The organism is Marinobacterium marinum, assembly GCF_013868415.1.
GTDB classification, from domain to species: Bacteria; Pseudomonadota; Gammaproteobacteria; order Pseudomonadales; family Balneatricaceae; genus Marinobacterium; species Marinobacterium marinum.
Genome location: NZ_JACEMT010000042.1, coordinates 49,495 through 67,822 on the forward strand (window position 1 = coordinate 49,495; position 18,328 = coordinate 67,822).

Sequence of the window (18,328 nt, forward strand, 5' to 3'; positions counted from 1 at the left end):
TCCTTGAAACATCGTTTCGGCTTACGAAATCTGCTTCCTAAGCCAAGCAGTTAATCCGGTACCGAGGCCCTTCAGCTACAGAAACCCGTCTAGAGCACGCCATTTTAGACTTTATGTTAGCAAAACGGCACACTCCGGGAGTGGATAGACTCATAATTCCAACCCATGCGCATGCTGTCGCAACCAGGCTTTGCACGCTTCGTAATCCGGCATCACCCGTTCCACTTCGCGCCAGAAGGCTGCCGAGTGGTCGTGGTGTATCAGGTGGCAGAGTTCATGAATCACCACATAGTCCACCATGCGGTTGGGGGCCATGAGGATCTTCCAATTGAACTCCAGCACGCCATCGATCGTGCAGCTTCCCCAGCGGGACTTGAAGGTTTTGATGCGTACCCCTGCTGGTTTAACACCGACGGCAGACGCATAGCGGTTAACCTTTTCGGCTAACTTCTGTTCTGCCTGGCGTTTGTACCAGCGCACCAGTGCATTGCGGATGACATGGGGCTTGTTGCCATCTTCAGGCACTTGCACCCGCAAGCGACCCTGCACCAGCTTCACGGGTGCAAAGTGGCCGGTTTCGATCTTCAGGCGGTAGTTACGGCCTAGATAGCTAAAGGCTTCGCCCGAAACAAACGCTTTGTCGCTGGCGGGTTGCAGGGACTGGTGCAGTGCGATCTTGTCGCGAATCCATGTGCGCTTGGCTTTCAGTAGTTGGTCTATCTTTTCCAGCGGTGTATCCGTGGGCACCACAACTGACACCGCACCTTCTTCCACTCGGATATCGGCAGTTTTGCGACGGCTGGTGCGGACGATCTCGGCAATGAAGCCGTGGCCGTCATGATACTCCGGTGTGTTCACAGCCATGTTCATGCAAACTTCGTCTTGGCCAGGTCCATAAAGCGGTCCTGCACGACAGTGACAATCGCTTTATCCCCAAAAGAACAATCCAGAATGGCGCGTTTGATCTCTTTCTTCATCCCTTTTACTTCATCGGTTTTGCTGAAGAAGTCCACAATCTGCGTGGCTTCATCGAACATGCCGACAAGAGCCTGGCTGGTGGCTTTGATCTCATCAAATACCGCTTCGCTGACCGTTCCCTCACCCTGATGCTGGGTCACCTCGGCCATCAGGATGTTATAGAAAGCGAACTCGGTTTCGTTCAGGCCGATATCCTCTGCCGCTTGCTGATGTTCGGATTCAATGTTGCTCACCATCTCCAGCAGCAGCTCATACTGCTGATCCCACTTGCCACGGGTCTTTTCAATAATGTCGCGCAGCCGAAGACTTAGGGATTTGTAGTACTCAGGGTCTTCTTCCAGATTGATGGTGATGTGGTGCTTGATGGCGCTCTCAATCTCGGATGCGCGGGATTCGGGGGATTTGATCTGTTCCACCGTCTCCTTGAAGTTGGCCGCCATCAGATCCACCGGTGGAATCTTGGGATCAACACCGGTACTGATGATGTGCTCTTCTACCAACTGGCGTACTTTTTCACCGGCATCACGGATATTCAGCCCTGGCTCGCGGTAGCGGTTACGCGCAGCATTCTGCACCTTGCCCCAGAACTTCAAATCGGCCACATAGGGCTTGGCCGCCACATCGGGCAGAATCACGTCCATCTGCTTGGCAAACTGTTTGAAGGCCAGTTCAAACTGCTGGCGCTTTTCTTCGTCTTTCAAGAAAAGCACATAGTCATCAATGTCTTCGCCTTTCACGCTGGTAAACAGCTGGGCGACACGGGTGTGTGTGGCCTTCAGCTTGGGTATTTCGTCTTTCAGCGTGTAATAGGTGCCTTGGGTATCCTCACTGCTGAATAGCTCCAGTGCTTCAGTCAAGTGGTCCGACAAGCCGTAGTAATCCACCACAAAACCGGCTTCCTTGCCCTTGTAGGTACGGTTTACACGGGCGATGGCCTGCATCAGGGTGTGATCCTTCAGACTGCGGTCGATATACATCACCTGAGCGATGGGGGCATCGAAGCCGGTCAGCAGCATGTCTTTCACGATCAAAAAGGCGGTCGGGTCTTCACTCAAGGGCTGAGTGAAACGCTTGATTGCCTGCTTTTGTTTAGTCGGGTCGGTATAGGGTGCGTAAATCGGCGCATCGTTATGATTACCCGAGATGATCACTTCAGAAGGGGGTGCTCCCAGTTCGTCCAGCGTTTGCTTGTACAAGGTGGCCGCGTAACGGCTACCCACCACGATCATCCCTTTAAAGCCGTTGGGCTGGATATGCTCACGGTAGTGTTTTAACAGATCAAGGCAGACCCAACGGATGCGTGCGGGGGCTTCACGTACAGCGCGTTCAACGCCGTACTTCTTTTTGATCTCGCGCTTTTCGTCATCAGTACAGTCTTTGAAGTACTCTTCAAACAATGCATCCAGTGAATCACCGACCACATCGGTCTGTACCTGACGGCCTTCGTAGATGATCCGCACGGTTGCCCCATCATCCACCGCTTCGTTGATCTTGTACTCATCGATATAACCACCAAATGCCTGGCCCATCTTCTGGGTTTTCAGCAGGGGCGTACCGGTAAAGCCGATCTTGGGTGCGTTGGGCAGTGCGGCATTGATGGTGGCCGCCAGATTGCCGAACTGGGTACGGTGGGCTTCATCGGCCAACACAATGATCTTGTCGCTGGGGTTCAGGTCGGTGAATGCCTTGTCGGGGTCGCCTTGGGCGCTTTCCGCTTCAGCCTCCTGAAACTTCTGCACCATGGCGGTGACGATATCAGAGGAGTCCTTGGCCAGCAGTTCCCGCAATTTTGCGACTGATGTGGCGTTGTAGACGGTCTCGTTCTGGGCATCACGGAAGGTGGCAGATAGCTGGGTATCCAGCTGGGTGCGGTCTGTAACGAACACCAGCTTGTACTGTTGCAACTCTGGGTCTCGGCGCATTTTGACCGCCAGCATCACCATAGTCAGGGACTTGCCCGAGCCTTGGGTATGCCACACCACCCCGGACTTCTCCTTGCGGGTCTTACCGGTTTTAAGCTGGTGGATTACCTTGTTGACCGCACGGTACTGCTGGTAACGGGCCACCTTCTTGATCAAGCGACCTTCCACCGCCTCATAGACAGTAAAGTTCTGGATCAGATCGAGGAAGCTGGCTGGGCTGAACATGCCCGCCAGCAATCGCTGCTGTGCAGTAACACCGGATGATCCATTGGCTGCGCCAGAGGCGATGGCCTGAGCATTTGCGAGGTAAGCCGGTGAAGGCACATCCTGCACTGAGAAACCGCCTTCAGGTGGCTGGGGCTGGCTCGTTGCCAGCCCCAGAATGTCAGCATCGGTGAAAGGATAAGCATCTTTCCAATCGCCATAATGCTGAGCACTGGAACTGATGGTACCCACCTTGGCCTGATCACGACAGGCGGAAACCATCAGCTGGTTGTACCAGAACAGCTTCTGTGCCCCCTCTTCCTCTTCGGGGTAACGCAGATTGGCGTAACGACGCAGCTGATTGATCCCCTCGGCAATGGCATCGGCCACATAGGGGGATTTGCACTCGATCACTGCCAACGGCAGACCGTTCACGAAGCAGACAATATCGGGGATGATGTTCTGGTTCAGCCCCTCCACCTTGAACTGGTTGGTACAGAGGAACTCGTTGTTTTCAGGGTGTTCGAAATCGATGATTTTGACCGTCTGGCCTTTGCGCCCTTTACCCAGATCCTGCTCCACCGACAGGTAGTTCACCAGCATCTGGTAGATGGAATGGTTGTACTCCATCAGCCCCGCATGGTTGGGGTGGGTCAGCTCACGCAGCACCTTGCGCAGGTTTTCATCACTGAGCCAGGGGTTCAGCCTGCGCAGCGCCTTTTCCAGCCGCTGTACCAGCACCACATCACGGTAGTAGCCCCGTTCGCCCACGGGTGAGCCATCCACCGGTAAAGCAGGCGCCAGCCCAGATCCGGCAATATAGGACCAACCCAGTTGCTGGAGCTGCTCAATGGCAGGCTGTTCAACTTTTTCGATTTCATCCTGAAACATAACGTGCATGGATGCACTGGCATCGTCCGACGATGCTTAGCCCACCGCTACCTCCTTGTCTTCAACGTTCACTCTGACTTTGCCGGTTAGCAGATCTTGCATTAGGGCTTTTTTTAGAGAAGTTAAGAGATCTTTCCTTTTCTCGATAACTGCAATTTTTTTGCTAACTGAGTTGATGCAGCAGACTATTTGGTCCTGCTCTTCTTTACTTGGCAATGGAAGCGGTAGCGTCTTCAAATTGGTTCCGGATAGATTTTTTTGTACCCCACCAGAAGCGAGCATTTGTATCGATTCTTGAGTGCTTGTTGACATCATTACACTTCGCACAAACCAAGGATTAACCGAATCCAGAAGGCGAAAACGTATAAGGAATGCAGCGGCTATCATGGGCAATGGCTGTTCTTGAAAGACATCGACTACTCCGCACGTTCCAGAACGGGTTACCAACAAATCACCGTCCCTTAATATATGACTTTGAAACTCATTAAAATTGAGCTGAGCCAGCGGTACTGTTGAATAATCTATGTCCCAATTTTCATTTATGTCAGTTGTTCGAATACAGCCAAAATTGCCGGTTTCCGAATAAAAATCCGAAGAAAATCTCGGTCCGAATGCGCTGTCTTTTGTGATCTCTCCTAATGTACAAACCTCCCAGCTGACAGGAATCCTCCCCACCGGTGAGTCCTTAAACTCCGTATGCGGCTTTCCATCTGGCCCGATTCCTTTGGTCAGCAGCTCCTGCATCATGCCGGTTTTCAGGTCTTTCAGCTTGTCGATCTGTGCGCGTGTTTTTTCGATCACATCATCGACAGATGACAGGATGGCGGCGATTTTTTGTTGTTCGGGGAGTGGGGGCTTAGCAAACTGGTACTCAACAACATCACTATTTTTTAAGTTGTTAATTGCACTGCCAGCCAATGAAAAATCAACTTGCCTCTGGAATTGATCAGAATTGAAAATCTGCTCTACAAATCGAGCACTGACTGATTCCAGTGGACGAAAAATGCTACAAAAAGCCCCTACCGTTAATCTATTTCCATTAGGGATAACATCAAAAGCAGCAGACTTACCTACTAGTCGCTTACTCCCATTAGACATACATACTGCGATATCACCTTCGTTGGCAATTTGCTTATTACTAACTTTTGTCTGATCTACATGCTGTACATCAGAGAGGTATAAGCTACCCGACTGAATATTATTTGATCGAAGCAGCGTGACGGTATTGTCAGTTTTAGTTGGTGATAAATCCTCGGGCTTATATGAAACGCCACGAATACCCAAGCAAAACTCACTTAATGGAACTACATCCCACCCTTCAGGAACTGCATTCACCGCTCCAGCGCATCCTGCGCTCGCGGTGTTAGTGAATCCCTTCACGTCACTCATAACCCAGCTCCTTCAGGTACCCCTTCATCAGGCTCTCGGCTTCAGCCACCTGTGTATCCAACTCATTCAGCGACACACGATACTTGTCCCACCAGCGTTCCAGTTGGGTAATCACTTTGGCAGCCGCTTCCGGCGTCCTGCCTCCCGCGACATTAGCACCTCCCTGTGCGTCATCCGCATGGCCTTCAACGGTTTCGCGGATCGCCTCCTTGGTATCGATATGGGATTTAAATTCGAAGTAGTCGTCATCGCGGCGGTTGAACACCAGGCTTACATCGAAGTCTTCCAGAATCTCTTCACGGATATACTCGCTTTCCACTTCACGCACGGGGATGCCGCCATGGAGGATGGCACGCACATCGAAGATTTCGGGCGGTGGTGAGGTATCAGCATAGCGGCGGATGTTCAGGTTGTAGTCGTTCTCTTCGATCTCATCGAGGTGCACCACCTTGGAGTAGCGTTTGATCTCACGGTAATGCTCGAAGGTATCGACGATCTTGCCGATATCCTCGGGGCGCAGCTTGTTCTGGTTCTTGCCCTCTTCAAACTCCAGCTCGCCGTTGATGAACAGAACTTTGTTGATTCGCTCGGTGGGTTTGTTCTTGTTGATGATTAACAGGCAAGCGGGAATGCCGGTGCCATAGAAGAGAGCAGATGGCAGGCCGATCACCGCTTCCAGCAGGTCGTCTTCCAGAATGCCCTTGCGAATCGCTTTCTCGCTGGAGCCACGGAACAGCACACCGTGCGGCATTACCACGCCCATCATGCCTTCAGCATTGAGGCTGGCGATCATGTGCTGCACAAACGCCAAGTCACCCTGACCCACAGGTGGTGTGCCATAGGGGAAACGGCCATAGGCATCGTTATCCGCTTCTTCCTTACCCCACTTCTTAAGACTGAACGGCGGGTTGGCCACCACACGGTCGAAGGTCATCAGCGCACCCTGCTGGGTATGCTGGGGCTCACGCAAGGTATCGCCCTTGCGGATGTCCGCACTGTAAACGCCATGCAGGAACATGTTCATCTTGCAGATGGCCCAGGTGTTCAGGTTCATCTCCTGACCGAACAGAGACAGATTGGCGGGGTTTTCGCCATTTCGGGCAAGGTAGTGTCGGGTTTGCACCAGCATGCCGCCAGAGCCCGCTGTAGGGTCGTAGATACGCATGCCAGCGTGGGGCTTGAGCAGGGAGATCAACAGCTCGACCACTTCATGCGGGGTATAGAACTCACCGCCTTTCTTACCTGCGCTGTCGGCAAATTTTTTGATCAGGTATTCGTAGGCCGCACCCAGCAGGTCAGGACGCTCGAAGTCTTCATTACGCAGGCGGTGCTGGCTGAAGTGGCTGAGCAGGTCGCGCAGCTTTTTGTCAGACAGCTTGTTCTTGATGTTGAAGTCGATGGAGACCAGTACCCCTTCCAGTGTGGGGTTGTACTCTTCAATGGCCTCGGTGGCCTTGTTCAGCTCGGCACCGATATCGTGCTTGAGGTCTTTCAGTGCTTCCCAGCGTGCAACGGGCGGAATGTAGAAGGTTTCATCGTATTCATCTTCATCATTGGCCAAGTCACGGGCCTGCTCTTCACTCTTGCCCTTGTCGAGGTAGTACTGAACCACGCCTTCCTGCGCCTCTTCAAAGGCATCGGACAGACGCTTGAGGAACATCATGCCGAAGATGTAATCCTTGTACTCGGATGCGTCCATATTCCCGCGCAGGATGTCGGCTGCGCCCCAGAGGAAGGATTCGAGTTGTTGGAGGGTTATTGTGTGGCTCATGATGTATCAGCATTCCTTGAAGTGATGCAGTTGGCTACTAAGGCCTTGTAGCCAATGAAAATATTTTGGATGAAGCATATCACAGACGCTTTTCAACATGCTGGCGCCCTCTTCACACGAGTTTTGATTGCAGCCACGAAGTTACTCAGAGTACTTCCTGATCCAAACAGCACCCCGCCGCAACCAACGGCAATATGTTTTCGTCAAACCATCTATCCCCTGTTGCAGCGATAGGTCTCTGCCCCTGCTTGCTTGCCATATCGAGTGTATGACCGCGTGACTGTAGCGTATCTATTTTCCCAGACATATAGCCGTTATCTCTGCCCAAAAACTCAAGCATTGTCTGATAACCTGGACGCCATGCACGCAAGCCAGGGAACACAGACATCAGTCGCTGTAGAATCTGCGCGCCAGCCCAGTCCATGTCGCCAAAAAAATAAGAAGACACTTTATCTGTGGCCAATAAAGCATTGTAAAGCCAGTTAATATTTTTCTCATCATGCGCACCCTCGCTGTCTAGATGCAGAGCAACACCCGCCCTCTCCCGGACCCTTTCTGCGCCAGCCATGAAGCCTTCCGAGTAGATCAACACCGTCTTTTCCAAACCAAAGAGGGTGCGTTGGTGGGAACCGGCCAGGTCACGGTAGGTGTCCTTATTCTCAATGAATAGCAGCTGCTCTGGCTCGGCAACCAATGAGACATTCACAATGAGCGGGCGTACCAGGATTGCGCCTGGTAGACCAAAGAGCGCTTCGAGCCACGCCTCCTTGTCGGTGAGCAGTTTCGAGCGCCCCTGAAAGACACGAGCACTAATTTGATAACAACTCAGCTTCCGGCTTTGCTGTCGCGCTGCCTCGATAACATCAGGAATCTGGGCAAGCCCGTTTAACCATTCTTCGTACTCCACTCCCCCGGGGCAAAAAGATGGCTGAAGCAGTTCCGGGGCTTTCCATACCGGGTAGGCAGCTTTAAGTGCCTCGAAAGCACCCCGGCCAATGCGGGGGTCCGGACGATTTAAGGCCTCACGCAGCGCGCTTTCCTGCTCTGGTAACAGAACAATACGGCGGCAACTGCGCCAGGGATCTGCCAAACAGTCAACTCGCGCCTTCATATCGAGATGAATCAGCTGAACCTGCTCCAGTGCCTTGAGCTGATCCCAAAGATCTTGATCCTGACCTGGCTGTTCCGGGCTTGCTAATCCTTTTATTCGGCTAAGCGGGCCACTGACCTTATTGCTGCGCGCCTCAAAAGGCTGCTTATCAACCTTATCCAGCAGTGAATGCAGCAGGCGTTGGATGCTTGCGTCAAGGTGAGTAATGTCTTCAGCCCTCGTTGACATGCGCACCCTCCCCGTCAAATTCAGCGAGCAGGCTCATCAGCTCCATGTTGTCGTAATGAGCCTTTATCCGCTGCTGGTCTTTCCCAACTAGCCCATGAATGGTTGAGGCGTTCAAGTTCTTGTCACTGACGGTGACCAGGGTATCCAGCTCGCCCCTTCTATGAGGCGCGATCGTCTTGATAACCTCAAACTGCCGATTGACCAGGGTGACATAGGTGCCCATTTTGATCGTCGGCACAACGAAGATCACTTGGAAACCGAGAGTGTCGCTTAAATACTGGATGACTTCTCGGCTCCGGGGACCGTCCATCTTGGCAAAGCTCTCATCGATCAACACCATTCTGAGCGCGCTGGCAGAGTCTTCGACCTTGAGTGCCGAAGAAAGACCAGCAGCACGAATGACATAGCCGGGGCTTTCGGACTGCCCACCCGAGCCTGATGCATTGGTCTTGAGGGATATCTCATGGTTATCCGGCAGCACTTTCAGAATGTCGTAACTGCGGTAATTACGGTAGTCGGTTAGGTGCTTAAGATGTTCGATGGCAGTTTCAACCGGTTCTCCATCCTTGCCCAGTAATTTGTCCTTTAGGTCATCGAAAATGCGCTGTCCCTCTTCGCTGAGTGAGCCTCCCGTTTCCTCGGCAAAAAGGGACAGCGTATGTTCATCCATGCTTTTTTGGTTCAGTTCCACGACTTCTTTGAAAAAATCATAGTAGTCGCGGTATTCCGGGATGAACTCAAAAGCGAATTTATAGTGCTCACGACCGAAAATGTGTTGGCTCAGCTTCCGGTTGTAGCTTTTGAGCTTGTCGGCACCCTCGCCCACCTTGTTGTAGACACCGTGGCACAGGTTGGAGACGAAGATCTTGTTGAACTGCTCAGACAGTGCAGCCAGTTGCTGTTGATGCGCAGCCAATACATGGTCACGGAGACGCTCCAGTGACTGTTCCACCTTGTCAGCCACGGTTTTGATCGCGGCGAACTGGGTGAGAACAACCGACTCTTCGTGTGGTTTTGGAGCAGCAGGTTCCAGGCTGGCGGATGCGATTTGAAGACTGTTGATTCCAGCGCGATTGAACTCCATGACCTTGGACGTGAGACCCTGTATAGAGTTAACCAAGTTGCCCTGATAGCTGTCGTTATTTGAAAAAAGGATAGTCTCCTGTTCCAAATTGTCATCTACCTGGTCGAACAGCTGCTCGAGCTCGATTGCTGCACCGCGATGAACGAGACCTGCAAGAATCCCCTGATGCAGGCCTTGAAGGCGTTCAAACTTGATGACTTCTTTCTGTTTTTCCTTTTGGGCGCTGGTCAGGGTTTCGGCTTCTTTTACGAGTCCCGAAGCTAATCGAATTAACCGTTTTTCCTCGTCCTCTAGCCCTTTTATGGCTTCAACTAGCTCGTCTAGTGCCTTTTGAAGCTCAGTATGATCAGTGATATCCAGCTGCTCAAGGACACGCTGCTCACGAGCAAGGCTCGATTGCTGTTGGCGCATTGTTTCAATGGCAGCTGCCAGTGCCACCCTGACGACTTCATTTGAGCAAGCTACCCAACGATCGATACCCCGCTCAATCTCCGATGTCTTTTTCAGTTCTGCATGCAGACGGGGTAACTGGCGCTTTTTGGCCTCAAGCGCTCGCTGTCGTGCAGCGGCACCGAATACCAGGTCACCTTCGGTTAGCCGGCTAACCCGGTAGGTAAAGGAACCGGCAGAGCGGCCATTCGCCATTAAGCCCCGTACCGCCCGTTTCAAGTCTGTAAAATGGAAGATCTGCTCTACGTTGCCATAAGCCGCAGAGATGTAGGCTTGAGCAATGGGGTCATCGATGCGCATCAGGTGAACAATTGATCGATCCACTAACCCTTTTCCCTGGGTTAACGCCCGGTGTCCCTGAATAATAATGGCGCGACTGAGTTTGAACTTCTCGATCAAACTGACGGCTGCCTCTTCGTAATCGGGCTCTACGATGAGTGAGAAACGCTGGTTGCCGACGATCGACTCTATCGCCATTTGCCAATCTGGATCGGTTACCTCGATGAATTCACATAAAACTCGAGTCTTTGCATCCGGTAACTGATCCTGCAACAGGTGTAAGGCGGCTTTTGTGTCCTGAGGATAGCGCAGCTGGTTTCTTTCCAGCTGGTCTATCTCCTTCTCCAGGCTTTCGACAGCATCATCAGCCTCTTTTCGAAGTTGCTTTTGGGTATATTTCTTCTCGCGCCATTCTTCGATGGTGTTCGCTACGGCGTCTTTCAATTCAGACGTCAGGTCACTGATTGGTGTAAGCAAGGACATTGCGTCATCGGGTATCGAGCCTTCCCTGGCCCAGGATTGAACCTGGATTTCAGGATTAGTAAGGGCTTGGCAGGTCTGCTCCAGGCGTTGGCTCCACTCGATTAGAGTCGATTGATCCGGGATCAGTACACCTACAGCCTCTTCCTGTTGTGACAAGCACTGCTTCCAGTTCTCAAGATTCGCGATCTGGCCCTGGCGTTGCTGCTCTTGGTGAAGCACTTCAGCACCAGACTGATTCAGTTCCTCAGACAGGCGTTTTATGTTGTCCTCAATCGCCTTTTTCTGGGCCATTACAGGGATGCTTTCGAGTTTGATTCTTAGGAGACCAGCTTCCTCCTGCTTTTTCCCTCTAATCCCTTTAACTGCTTCAGCTTTGTCCTCAGACTGTTTGGCGTTTTCTTCAGCGTGGCGAATGCGGACTCCTAGGTCATTTGCTTCCCTCTGAGTACTATGTATTGCCCGGGTGAATTGCTCGTAGCTGGCGCACTGTTCGTTGATAATGAGCTTTAGCGCCTTATGTCCATGTGTTTCGGCCTGCTCCAGCAACTGTACGCCCGCCTGAATCTGCTTGGCTTCTTGGTGCATCGCGTCGACGTTGCGCATGAGCTGGGCAATCTCCCGGATAGCCGATGACATATCCTCAGGCTCAAGAATCGTATCGCGAACAAAGGCATTCACATCGTCCAGGCTCTTGTAGGCCATAAACCGGCTTAATTGCTTCGCTGACGTGGTTGCATCCAATGAGCTGACCGCACCCTTACCATGCAGCGTACCGTATAGCTTGCACAGGTAGTCGTCTTTCCCCCGGGGAAAATAGGCTTGCTTGAATAGTGCGGGCTGGGTGAATTTCAAGTGGCGCTCCAGGTTTGACACGCTGGCGGCGACTTTCTGCCCGCTTTCCGTTTCAACCATCAGGTCTTGGATATCCAGATGTGATCCGGTGATGACCAGAGTCTGCATGTTGCGTTCTCGCGCATCCCGCTGTTTTCCGGTTACTTCCAACTCTGCGCTGATCCCAATGACGGCACAGAATGGCCCTGTACCCTGGTCTTCAGGTGAGGGAGAGAAGTTACCGATAATGTAACCCGAACAAGGGTTCACGCGGGCATAACGCTCTTCATCACAGCCCAGCACATAGGATGCCAGCGAACGGCCTTTACGCTTACGGCTACTCTGAGAAACTTCATCTTGTCCGGCGTTGTATTGGTATAATCCTTTTTTAGCGGCTGTCATCAGGGTTTGAATGGCATCAAGTAGCGTTGTCTTACCAGTACCAGACTCGCCGTTGATCATGTTGATGCGATCGAAATGGAAATGCTGATTGGGCAAATTGGCCCAGTTGATCAGCCCAAGATTATCCAGGTACATTTCCATCCTCCTCTGATGAACGGGTATTTTGTTTTTGGGTCGATTCAGATGCGGCTAGGTTCGGCGTCAAGGACTCCCCTGCCTCGACATCTGACAATGCATTGGTGACTGAACTCAGCGAAAAATATTCGACAATTGGGGTGATGCTCAGCAGGCTCTCGCTATCATGGATATCACCACACTGGTGTATCACTGACATGCGCTTGAGCCGGTCAAAGGACTTGTCTCGTTCGGTCACATTGCCGGCCATCTCTCGGCCTACAATCTGCTGATAACGTGTATACACCGTACTGAGCTCGGTCATTGCCAGGCCATCGTCAGTGAGTGTGCCTGCCCGCAAGGTATCTTCAAAGATCATACGCAGCGCCAACAGAAGCCCTTTTTCCTCCCCTTTCAGGCGTCGCTGTATGTCGGTGCCAAGGTCGATTAACACTTCTTCCTCAGCTCCAGGAACCGAACTGCCCGGAGGATATGCGATCACGAAACCGCCCTGTTCATTAACGGCGAGCCGGACTCCCATGACTTCGAGATAGTCGGTCACGGATTCCCTTAACATCAAGAATGCATCGAATAGCTCACGATCACGCTGACTCTTCAAGCGATAAATAACTTGCCGGCCTAGAAGGCGCAAAATGACCTTTCGGAAGGTTTCGAGGGAAAGACCGCGTCGTTGGGCCGCCGCCTGGATGCTGTCAGTCAACATGCTCAGTCTCCGAGGTATTCGATTTCGTAATTGGGCGCATCAAAATAGTCATTGCTCATGCGCTCTTTAAGGGGGGTTATTCTGAATAGCGGTTTGCCAGAAACCGGATTGATAGCACTAATACCCGCATGGGATAGCGCGTTGAGTGCACAAATCAATTCCTTGGTGGAGGTCACAGGGAGCTCATGCATCTGCACAAATCGGGTTTCATGGAGTGCGCTGATAATGTAGTCCCTGACCTCAAGGCTGTTCGCCTGAAAGCTCTCATTGATGGCACGCTCAATTAGCAAGCGACGCTTTTCATCGTCGCTTAATTCAGGGATTGCTTCGACCGTGTTGACCTCAGCCTTCCTCGTGATGGATTTCGGGGGTGTCACTTGATCAATGTTTGTCAGGTGTATGTCGATTCCCGCACCATAGGTCGACGCATGTTCAAGCACCGATTGCTTCTCCTCCACACTCAGGGCTTCCAGGCGCCTGATCACGCTCAGAATTGAGTCCGCGGAGTCCGATTGATAGTTGAGCCGATTAAGATAATCGAAATGCATTTTGGCTCGATGTACCAGGGAGCGGACTTCACGCCGTAATTCGGGCATCAGCACTTGGCTTGCCTGCTCCACGTAGCGTTCGATCTGCTCATTCGCCCAGGCCAGAAGAAACGGGTGGGGTCTCAGTTGGATGAGCTTTTCCAGCAGCTTGGTGTGACGTTTGCGCAGCCGCCTTTCGATGTCGGCCCGGACTTGGACCGGCCAGGTCATAATGGTGGTCAGAAGGTCGAGTATTTCACGGTTGAACAGGTCGATATTGTCACGCAGGAAGCGATCGGAGAGTTCCTGCATCAGGGGGCCCGCCATGTACTCCAAGGTGTGCTGTCCTCGGGCCCGCGCCTCTTGTAAGCCTTCGTTAATGGTCGCGATTAATTGGACACGTTGACTAACCGTATGCTCGATCGCTTCGGTAAAGTCATTAACGACGCCTCGCGAAAAGCGTACGGCCATCATTAATGCGTCGGTGTCGATCACCTGCTCTGACTGATAGCGATCTACGAAGCTGCGCAGGTGTACCAGGGTTGAACGACTATTTTGGGTATCAATCTGGATGTCATCCTGATCTTGGGTAAATACAGTCGCAAAACGTCGGCCGAACCAGGTAAACCGATAGGATGTACGCATATGACTGGGGTCTCGATAGGTTTCGAGCCAGCCACAATCGATCAATTTGCGGAGCAGTTGGTTTGCGAGATCGCGACTATCAGACTTATCTGACGGCGGTGCTTCGCCGTCGCTGTCCAGCTGAGGGGTGTGCCTTATGACATGCTCAAAAGTATCGAGTACATCACGACGGCTTAGCGTCGAGCGGAAATCACACTCCGGACCATTTACCTGATCATAGAGTTCGCAGACACACTGATAGGCTTGCTCCCGAAACTTGCCGCTTAGGGGCGAGAAAAAGTGGGTGTTGCTGCCAACGAAAAAGTTGTTTCGATACGTCATATGCCGTTCCTTCAATCCGTGAAGATGGGTAAAAGGGATTAGCTCTACCTTTTCACGCCGGCTTCCTGCCTACTACGTTTCCTTCCGATGTTAGTCTATTCGCCCGTCGGTTGCAGTGAGTAAAACATCAACTGAGCGGGCCTCCTTCATGTGTAGATAGACTAGTGTACTATTTCAATACATGTAAGATCTGTATACATGTACATGTTGATTCAAGGCTACATATACCATTGAGGGGACATAGCTATGACAGGGGCGATTGCCGACCTTAAGTGGGAAGTGCTACTGCGCTATCGCTATATTGAAATCATCGCGCAGTGGGAAGGAAGACTGACGACGAACCACCTTTGCAGCATGTTTGGAATCAAGCGCCAGCAGGCATCACGTGATATCAACCAGTACAAAGAGCTGGCGCCCCACAACTTGGCATATGATACAAAGCTGAAAGGTTACACTCCCTCCTCTGATTTTAAGCCTGTCTTCACGGCCGGCTTCGTGGATGAATACCTCAATCTTCTGGACTCCCATAGTTTACTTGAAGGGTTCGTCGAACGTGTTGAGCTACCGAGCCCCAATACACAAGTCGTCAGGGCACCATCCCGCCGGGCAGATCCTGATGTCGTCAGGAAGATAGTCGAGGCATGTCGCAAGCATCAGCGACTTGAGTTGGTTTATGCTTCGTTCAAACACCCTGAGGGAGAAGAACGTATTGTTTCCCCACATACCCTGGTATCGAGCGGGTATCGTTGGCATGTGCGGGCATATTGCGAAAGTAACCGTGAATTTCGTGACTTTGTTTTAGCACGCATTCTGGAATGTGGTGAGCTGCATGGCGAGCCGCTTGTAGAGCCAAACGAAGATTTGATGTGGCAGAACGAAATTGAATTAAAGCTGATCCCCAACCCAAGCTTAACTCCTGCTCAGCAGGCAATGGTGCGGTTGGAACGCTGCTTTGAAGACAGCGAAATGCTCATATCGACACGCCGTGCATTGGCAATCTACTTACTACAGCTGATGCAGGTCCCTACTGCTCCGTTGAAGAAAGACGAAGATCAAAACCCCGCAGCTTTTCCCATCGTGTTGGCAGACTATGATCAGGTCCAAGAGCTCTCATTTGATAACACAGCCGAAAAGGCAGCGAATACCTAGGGGAATCATGTTCCAGTAGTATTATTTACAGGACCGGTCAACACGACAAGGAAGAGAGCGCATGCAGGGAGCACCATTCAGTATTGACCCAATTGGGATTGGGGGTTTTCCCCGTTACAGCGGACACTTCGGAGATTAGCTGTCTGACTCGTTATTCAGCGGAACCTGCGATTCCTGAATTTCCTTGAGCTGTAAACCTCCCTGTTTTAGTGCCGGCAGTTTTATAGCTCCCGACATCGGCCTCATAAGGCTATTTGGGTGCTTGGCCGGTCGTTATCCACCGCTCAGTTTACGTATCCGCCGTTAAAACGACCCACTTGCCCTTAACTGTACTGCGCCACTTTTTTTGAAGTACGTTCCAGCTCAACATTCCAGGGCAGCAGTCGCTCCAGCTTTTCCAGGGTGTCAGCATCGGCGATGCGCTCCAGCACATGCCGGATGTACGCCGAGGGTTCCAGGTCGTTGGCTTTGGCCGTTTCGATCAGGGAGTAACAGGTGGCACTGGCGTGAGCGCCCTGCGGAGTATCCGCGAACAACCAGGCCTTGCGCCCCACGGCGAACGGGCGGATGGCATTCTCGGCCAGTACGTTGCTGATATGCAGGTCACCCCGCTTACAGTAGCCGATCAGGGTGGGCCACTGGTTCAGGGTGTATTCCATCGCTTTGCGAGTTAGCCCGCCTTTCATCACACGCCCCACGTTCGCATCCAGCCAAGACTTGAACACTTCCAGTTTGGGGAGGCTCAGCTCCTGACGGATCCGGTAGCGTTCGTTAGGGTTCAGGTCCTTGATCTGACGCTCGATGGCATACAGCTTGTTGATGTGGCCAAGTGCCACATCCGCTTTGGACAGCTTGGTCTGTTTGCCTTTACCCGCCGGCTTGGCCCCTTTGGTCGCTTCGATAAACTTACGGCGGGCGTGATCCCAGCAGCCGATACGGGTCAGCTCATTGGCTGAACAGATCGGCGCATAACCGGAGTAACCATCCGCCTGCAGCACACCCTTGAAGTCATCAAGCAGGCGCACGGGCACCGCTCCACTTCGAGAGGGATCATAGGCGAACAGGACGGAAGGTTGGCCCGGTGGTCCGCCACGGGTCACCCACATCCATTTATCGGATTGGGCGGCTTTGCCATCCTCTTTGAGTACCTGGATCCGGGTTTCGTCAGCCTGCAGGTAGGCCGCACTGTTCTGCGCTTCCCGCATCAGGTTGATCAGGGGTTTGAACACCTCATCCAGACGGATGATCCAGTGCGCCATGCGGGTGCGGCACAGCTCATGGCCCAGACGCTTGAACATCTGCTCTTGCCGATACAACGGCAGACCATCGGCATATTTGGAGGTGATCAGGTAGGCCAGCAGGGCCGGGGTGGCGATGCATTTGCCCAGCGGGTGTGTCGGGCGAGCCGCGGCCAGGATACGCTCGTCGCCGTTCTCCTCGAACACCGCTTTTTCCTGCCAGTATTCCAGTACTTTGAGCTGGGCGGGGATATAGTCCAGCTCTTCCTTGACCTTGGTGAAGAAGGTTTTGACCGCCCCGGCCTTCTCTTCATCACTCAGCTGCAGCTCGATACGCTCACGCAGCAGGTGATCGGAGAAGCCGCGCTGACGGCGCTTGGGTGCAGGCGTGACAGCAGGGGTATCACCTTCAGCGGCTTCAATATCGTCCGGGAGCTGATCCCGCAGCTGATCGATCTCGGCTTCCAGTTCGGACTCATCGAAGAGGTGGATCTGGTGGGCCGTTTTCTCACTGCTGGCCGCGAACCGCTGGATGCGTTGCAAGCGCAGCATCTCTTCCAGCAACAGGATGTATTGCTCGCGCTGCTGGAGTTGCCGGTCACGCGCTTTGACGGCCTGATCCCGCTGCTCAAGCACTTGGTTTTGCCGTTCAAGCTCATCCTCTTTCGAGGCCAGTTGCTGCTGCAGCCCGGCCACCATCGACAGCAAGTCAGCGGTCGATAAACTGCTGATATCAGGCGTCTTTGAGGTGGTTTCGGGCTGTGTTTTCATGGGCAAAATTATATCAAAAACAGCCAGTTGAAGCACCCAAAACCGGCTATCCAACGGCCTCATACTGCAAGGTTTTATGGCCTTGCAGCAGGCTGATATCATAGCCATCGAGCAGCCAGTTGATCTGCTCGCCGGTCAACGGCATGAGCTCATCAGCCGGGCTCGGCCACTTGAATTTCTCTTCGGCCAGCGCCTTGTAATAGAGGATAAAGCCGTTGTCCTCCCACATCAGGCACTTGATCTTGTTACGCTGTCGGTTGGTGAAGGCATACAGCGCACCGGTGAAGGGGTTCTGTCCCAACTCCTGTTCAATCAGCACCGCCAGACCATTGGCCTGCTTGCGAAAATCAATGGGCTCACGGTACAGATAGATCTCGGGCATGGACCGAGAGGGACGAAGATACCGCGGTTTCATCAGAGCTGCCTCAGGATCGCGCCGAGCAGGTCGACATTACCGGCATGCAGCCCTGTAATGGCCATGCCGCCGGGAAGCTTCAGGGTCAGATCATCCGATAGCGGTGAAGCGGCCACCTGGGTGACGCGAGCAAAGCCGGATGTTGGTGTACGCTCGGTATCGGTCGCATCATCTGTACCTTCGAGCTTGCGGCGCCAATAGACAAACTGGTGATAGGACAGTGACTGCTGTTTGCAGAAAGCAGCACCGGATAGCCCGGTATCACGCCAGTGTTCAATGTGCTGTTGCCAGTAGTGTGTGCGCTCGGCTGAGTTCATGCTGGATTCCTCGCGTAGGTGACGATGGAATCAGTGTGCGGCGGTCAGTGGCTGGAAAAAAGGTGCTGATTTAAGGGCGCTTAC

12 protein-coding genes are annotated in these 18,328 nt (G+C 52.7%); 1 reads left to right on the plus strand and 11 read right to left on the minus strand.

Features of this window, described 5'->3' with window-relative positions:
- Window positions 1-150 precede the first annotated feature (150 nt).
- The 8 genes from H1S06_RS07055 to H1S06_RS07090 form a co-directional block, all read right to left on the minus strand.
- On the minus strand, window positions 151-870 hold the full coding sequence (locus H1S06_RS07055) for a M48 family metallopeptidase (RefSeq protein ID WP_255482934.1): 720 nt from the start codon (window positions 868-870) through the stop codon (window positions 151-153).
- Window positions 867-4,004, minus strand: a complete 3,138-nt coding sequence (locus tag H1S06_RS07060; protein WP_255482935.1) for a type I restriction endonuclease subunit R — start codon at window positions 4,002-4,004, stop codon at window positions 867-869. Before H1S06_RS07060 ends, H1S06_RS07055 begins: the two co-directional genes overlap by 4 nt.
- A gap of 27 nt (window positions 4,005-4,031) precedes the next feature.
- Window positions 4,032-5,384, minus strand: a complete 1,353-nt coding sequence (locus H1S06_RS07065; RefSeq protein WP_181738649.1) for a restriction endonuclease subunit S — start codon at window positions 5,382-5,384, stop codon at window positions 4,032-4,034.
- The gene (locus tag H1S06_RS07070; protein WP_181738651.1) at window positions 5,377-7,155 is read right to left on the minus strand and encodes a type I restriction-modification system subunit M; all 1,779 of its coding nucleotides are present in this window, start codon (window positions 7,153-7,155) and stop codon (window positions 5,377-5,379) included. The genes H1S06_RS07065 and H1S06_RS07070 overlap by 8 nt, the downstream gene beginning before the upstream one ends.
- Before the next feature lie 145 nt (window positions 7,156-7,300).
- Window positions 7,301-8,494 (minus strand): hypothetical protein, encoded by a 1,194-nt coding sequence (locus H1S06_RS07075; RefSeq protein ID WP_181738654.1) that lies wholly within the window; start codon window positions 8,492-8,494, stop codon window positions 7,301-7,303.
- Window positions 8,478-12,158, minus strand: coding sequence for an SbcC/MukB-like Walker B domain-containing protein (locus tag H1S06_RS07080; RefSeq protein ID WP_181738656.1), 3,681 nt, complete (start codon window positions 12,156-12,158; stop codon window positions 8,478-8,480). The genes H1S06_RS07075 and H1S06_RS07080 overlap by 17 nt, the downstream gene beginning before the upstream one ends.
- Complete coding sequence (locus H1S06_RS07085) at window positions 12,145-12,861, minus strand: DUF4194 domain-containing protein (RefSeq protein WP_181738658.1); 717 nt, start codon at window positions 12,859-12,861, stop codon at window positions 12,145-12,147. Before H1S06_RS07085 ends, H1S06_RS07080 begins: the two co-directional genes overlap by 14 nt.
- A gap of 2 nt (window positions 12,862-12,863) precedes the next feature.
- Window positions 12,864-14,354, minus strand: a complete 1,491-nt coding sequence (locus tag H1S06_RS07090) for a Wadjet anti-phage system protein JetA family protein (protein WP_181738660.1) — start codon at window positions 14,352-14,354, stop codon at window positions 12,864-12,866.
- Between the two features lie 246 nt (window positions 14,355-14,600).
- Between H1S06_RS07090 and H1S06_RS07095 the strand changes: the two genes are divergently transcribed.
- On the plus strand, window positions 14,601-15,503 hold the full coding sequence (locus tag H1S06_RS07095; RefSeq protein ID WP_181738661.1) for a WYL domain-containing transcriptional regulator: 903 nt from the start codon (window positions 14,601-14,603) through the stop codon (window positions 15,501-15,503).
- 323 nt (window positions 15,504-15,826) lie between these two features.
- On the opposite strand, the gene tnpC is transcribed toward H1S06_RS07095, so the two are convergent.
- The 3 genes from tnpC to tnpA are packed head-to-tail and all read right to left on the minus strand — an operon-like array spanning window position 15,827 to window position 18,244.
- On the minus strand, window positions 15,827-17,512 hold the full coding sequence (gene tnpC / locus H1S06_RS07100; protein ID WP_181736332.1) for an IS66 family transposase: 1,686 nt from the start codon (window positions 17,510-17,512) through the stop codon (window positions 15,827-15,829).
- A gap of 46 nt (window positions 17,513-17,558) precedes the next feature.
- Window positions 17,559-17,927, minus strand: coding sequence for an IS66 family insertion sequence element accessory protein TnpB (gene tnpB / locus H1S06_RS07105; protein ID WP_181736331.1), 369 nt, complete (start codon window positions 17,925-17,927; stop codon window positions 17,559-17,561).
- Window positions 17,927-18,244 (minus strand): IS66 family insertion sequence element accessory protein TnpA, encoded by a 318-nt coding sequence (gene tnpA, locus H1S06_RS07110; RefSeq protein WP_181736330.1) that lies wholly within the window; start codon window positions 18,242-18,244, stop codon window positions 17,927-17,929. The genes tnpB and tnpA overlap by 1 nt, the downstream gene beginning before the upstream one ends.
- Window positions 18,245-18,328 lie beyond the last annotated feature (84 nt).

Excerpts from the sequence above, each read along its gene's own strand:
- H1S06_RS07055 (WP_255482934.1), bottom strand. The coding sequence starts at position 870 with ATGAACATGGCTGTGAACACACCGGAGTATCATGACGGCCACGGCTTC.
- H1S06_RS07060 (WP_255482935.1), bottom strand. The coding sequence starts at position 4,004 with ATGCACGTTATGTTTCAGGATGAAATCGAAAAAGTTGAACAGCCTGCC.
- H1S06_RS07065 (WP_181738649.1), bottom strand. The coding sequence starts at position 5,384 with ATGAGTGACGTGAAGGGATTCACTAACACCGCGAGCGCAGGATGCGCT.
- H1S06_RS07070 (WP_181738651.1), bottom strand. The coding sequence starts at position 7,155 with ATGAGCCACACAATAACCCTCCAACAACTCGAATCCTTCCTCTGGGGC.
- H1S06_RS07075 (WP_181738654.1), bottom strand. The coding sequence starts at position 8,494 with ATGTCAACGAGGGCTGAAGACATTACTCACCTTGACGCAAGCATCCAA.
- H1S06_RS07080 (WP_181738656.1), bottom strand. The coding sequence starts at position 12,158 with ATGTACCTGGATAATCTTGGGCTGATCAACTGGGCCAATTTGCCCAAT.
- H1S06_RS07085 (WP_181738658.1), bottom strand. The coding sequence starts at position 12,861 with ATGTTGACTGACAGCATCCAGGCGGCGGCCCAACGACGCGGTCTTTCC.
- H1S06_RS07090 (WP_181738660.1), bottom strand. The coding sequence starts at position 14,354 with ATGACGTATCGAAACAACTTTTTCGTTGGCAGCAACACCCACTTTTTC.
- H1S06_RS07095 (WP_181738661.1), top strand. The coding sequence starts at position 14,601 with ATGACAGGGGCGATTGCCGACCTTAAGTGGGAAGTGCTACTGCGCTAT.
- tnpC (WP_181736332.1), bottom strand. The coding sequence starts at position 17,512 with ATGAAAACACAGCCCGAAACCACCTCAAAGACGCCTGATATCAGCAGT.
- tnpB (WP_181736331.1), bottom strand. The coding sequence starts at position 17,927 with ATGAAACCGCGGTATCTTCGTCCCTCTCGGTCCATGCCCGAGATCTAT.
- tnpA (WP_181736330.1), bottom strand. The coding sequence starts at position 18,244 with ATGAACTCAGCCGAGCGCACACACTACTGGCAACAGCACATTGAACAC.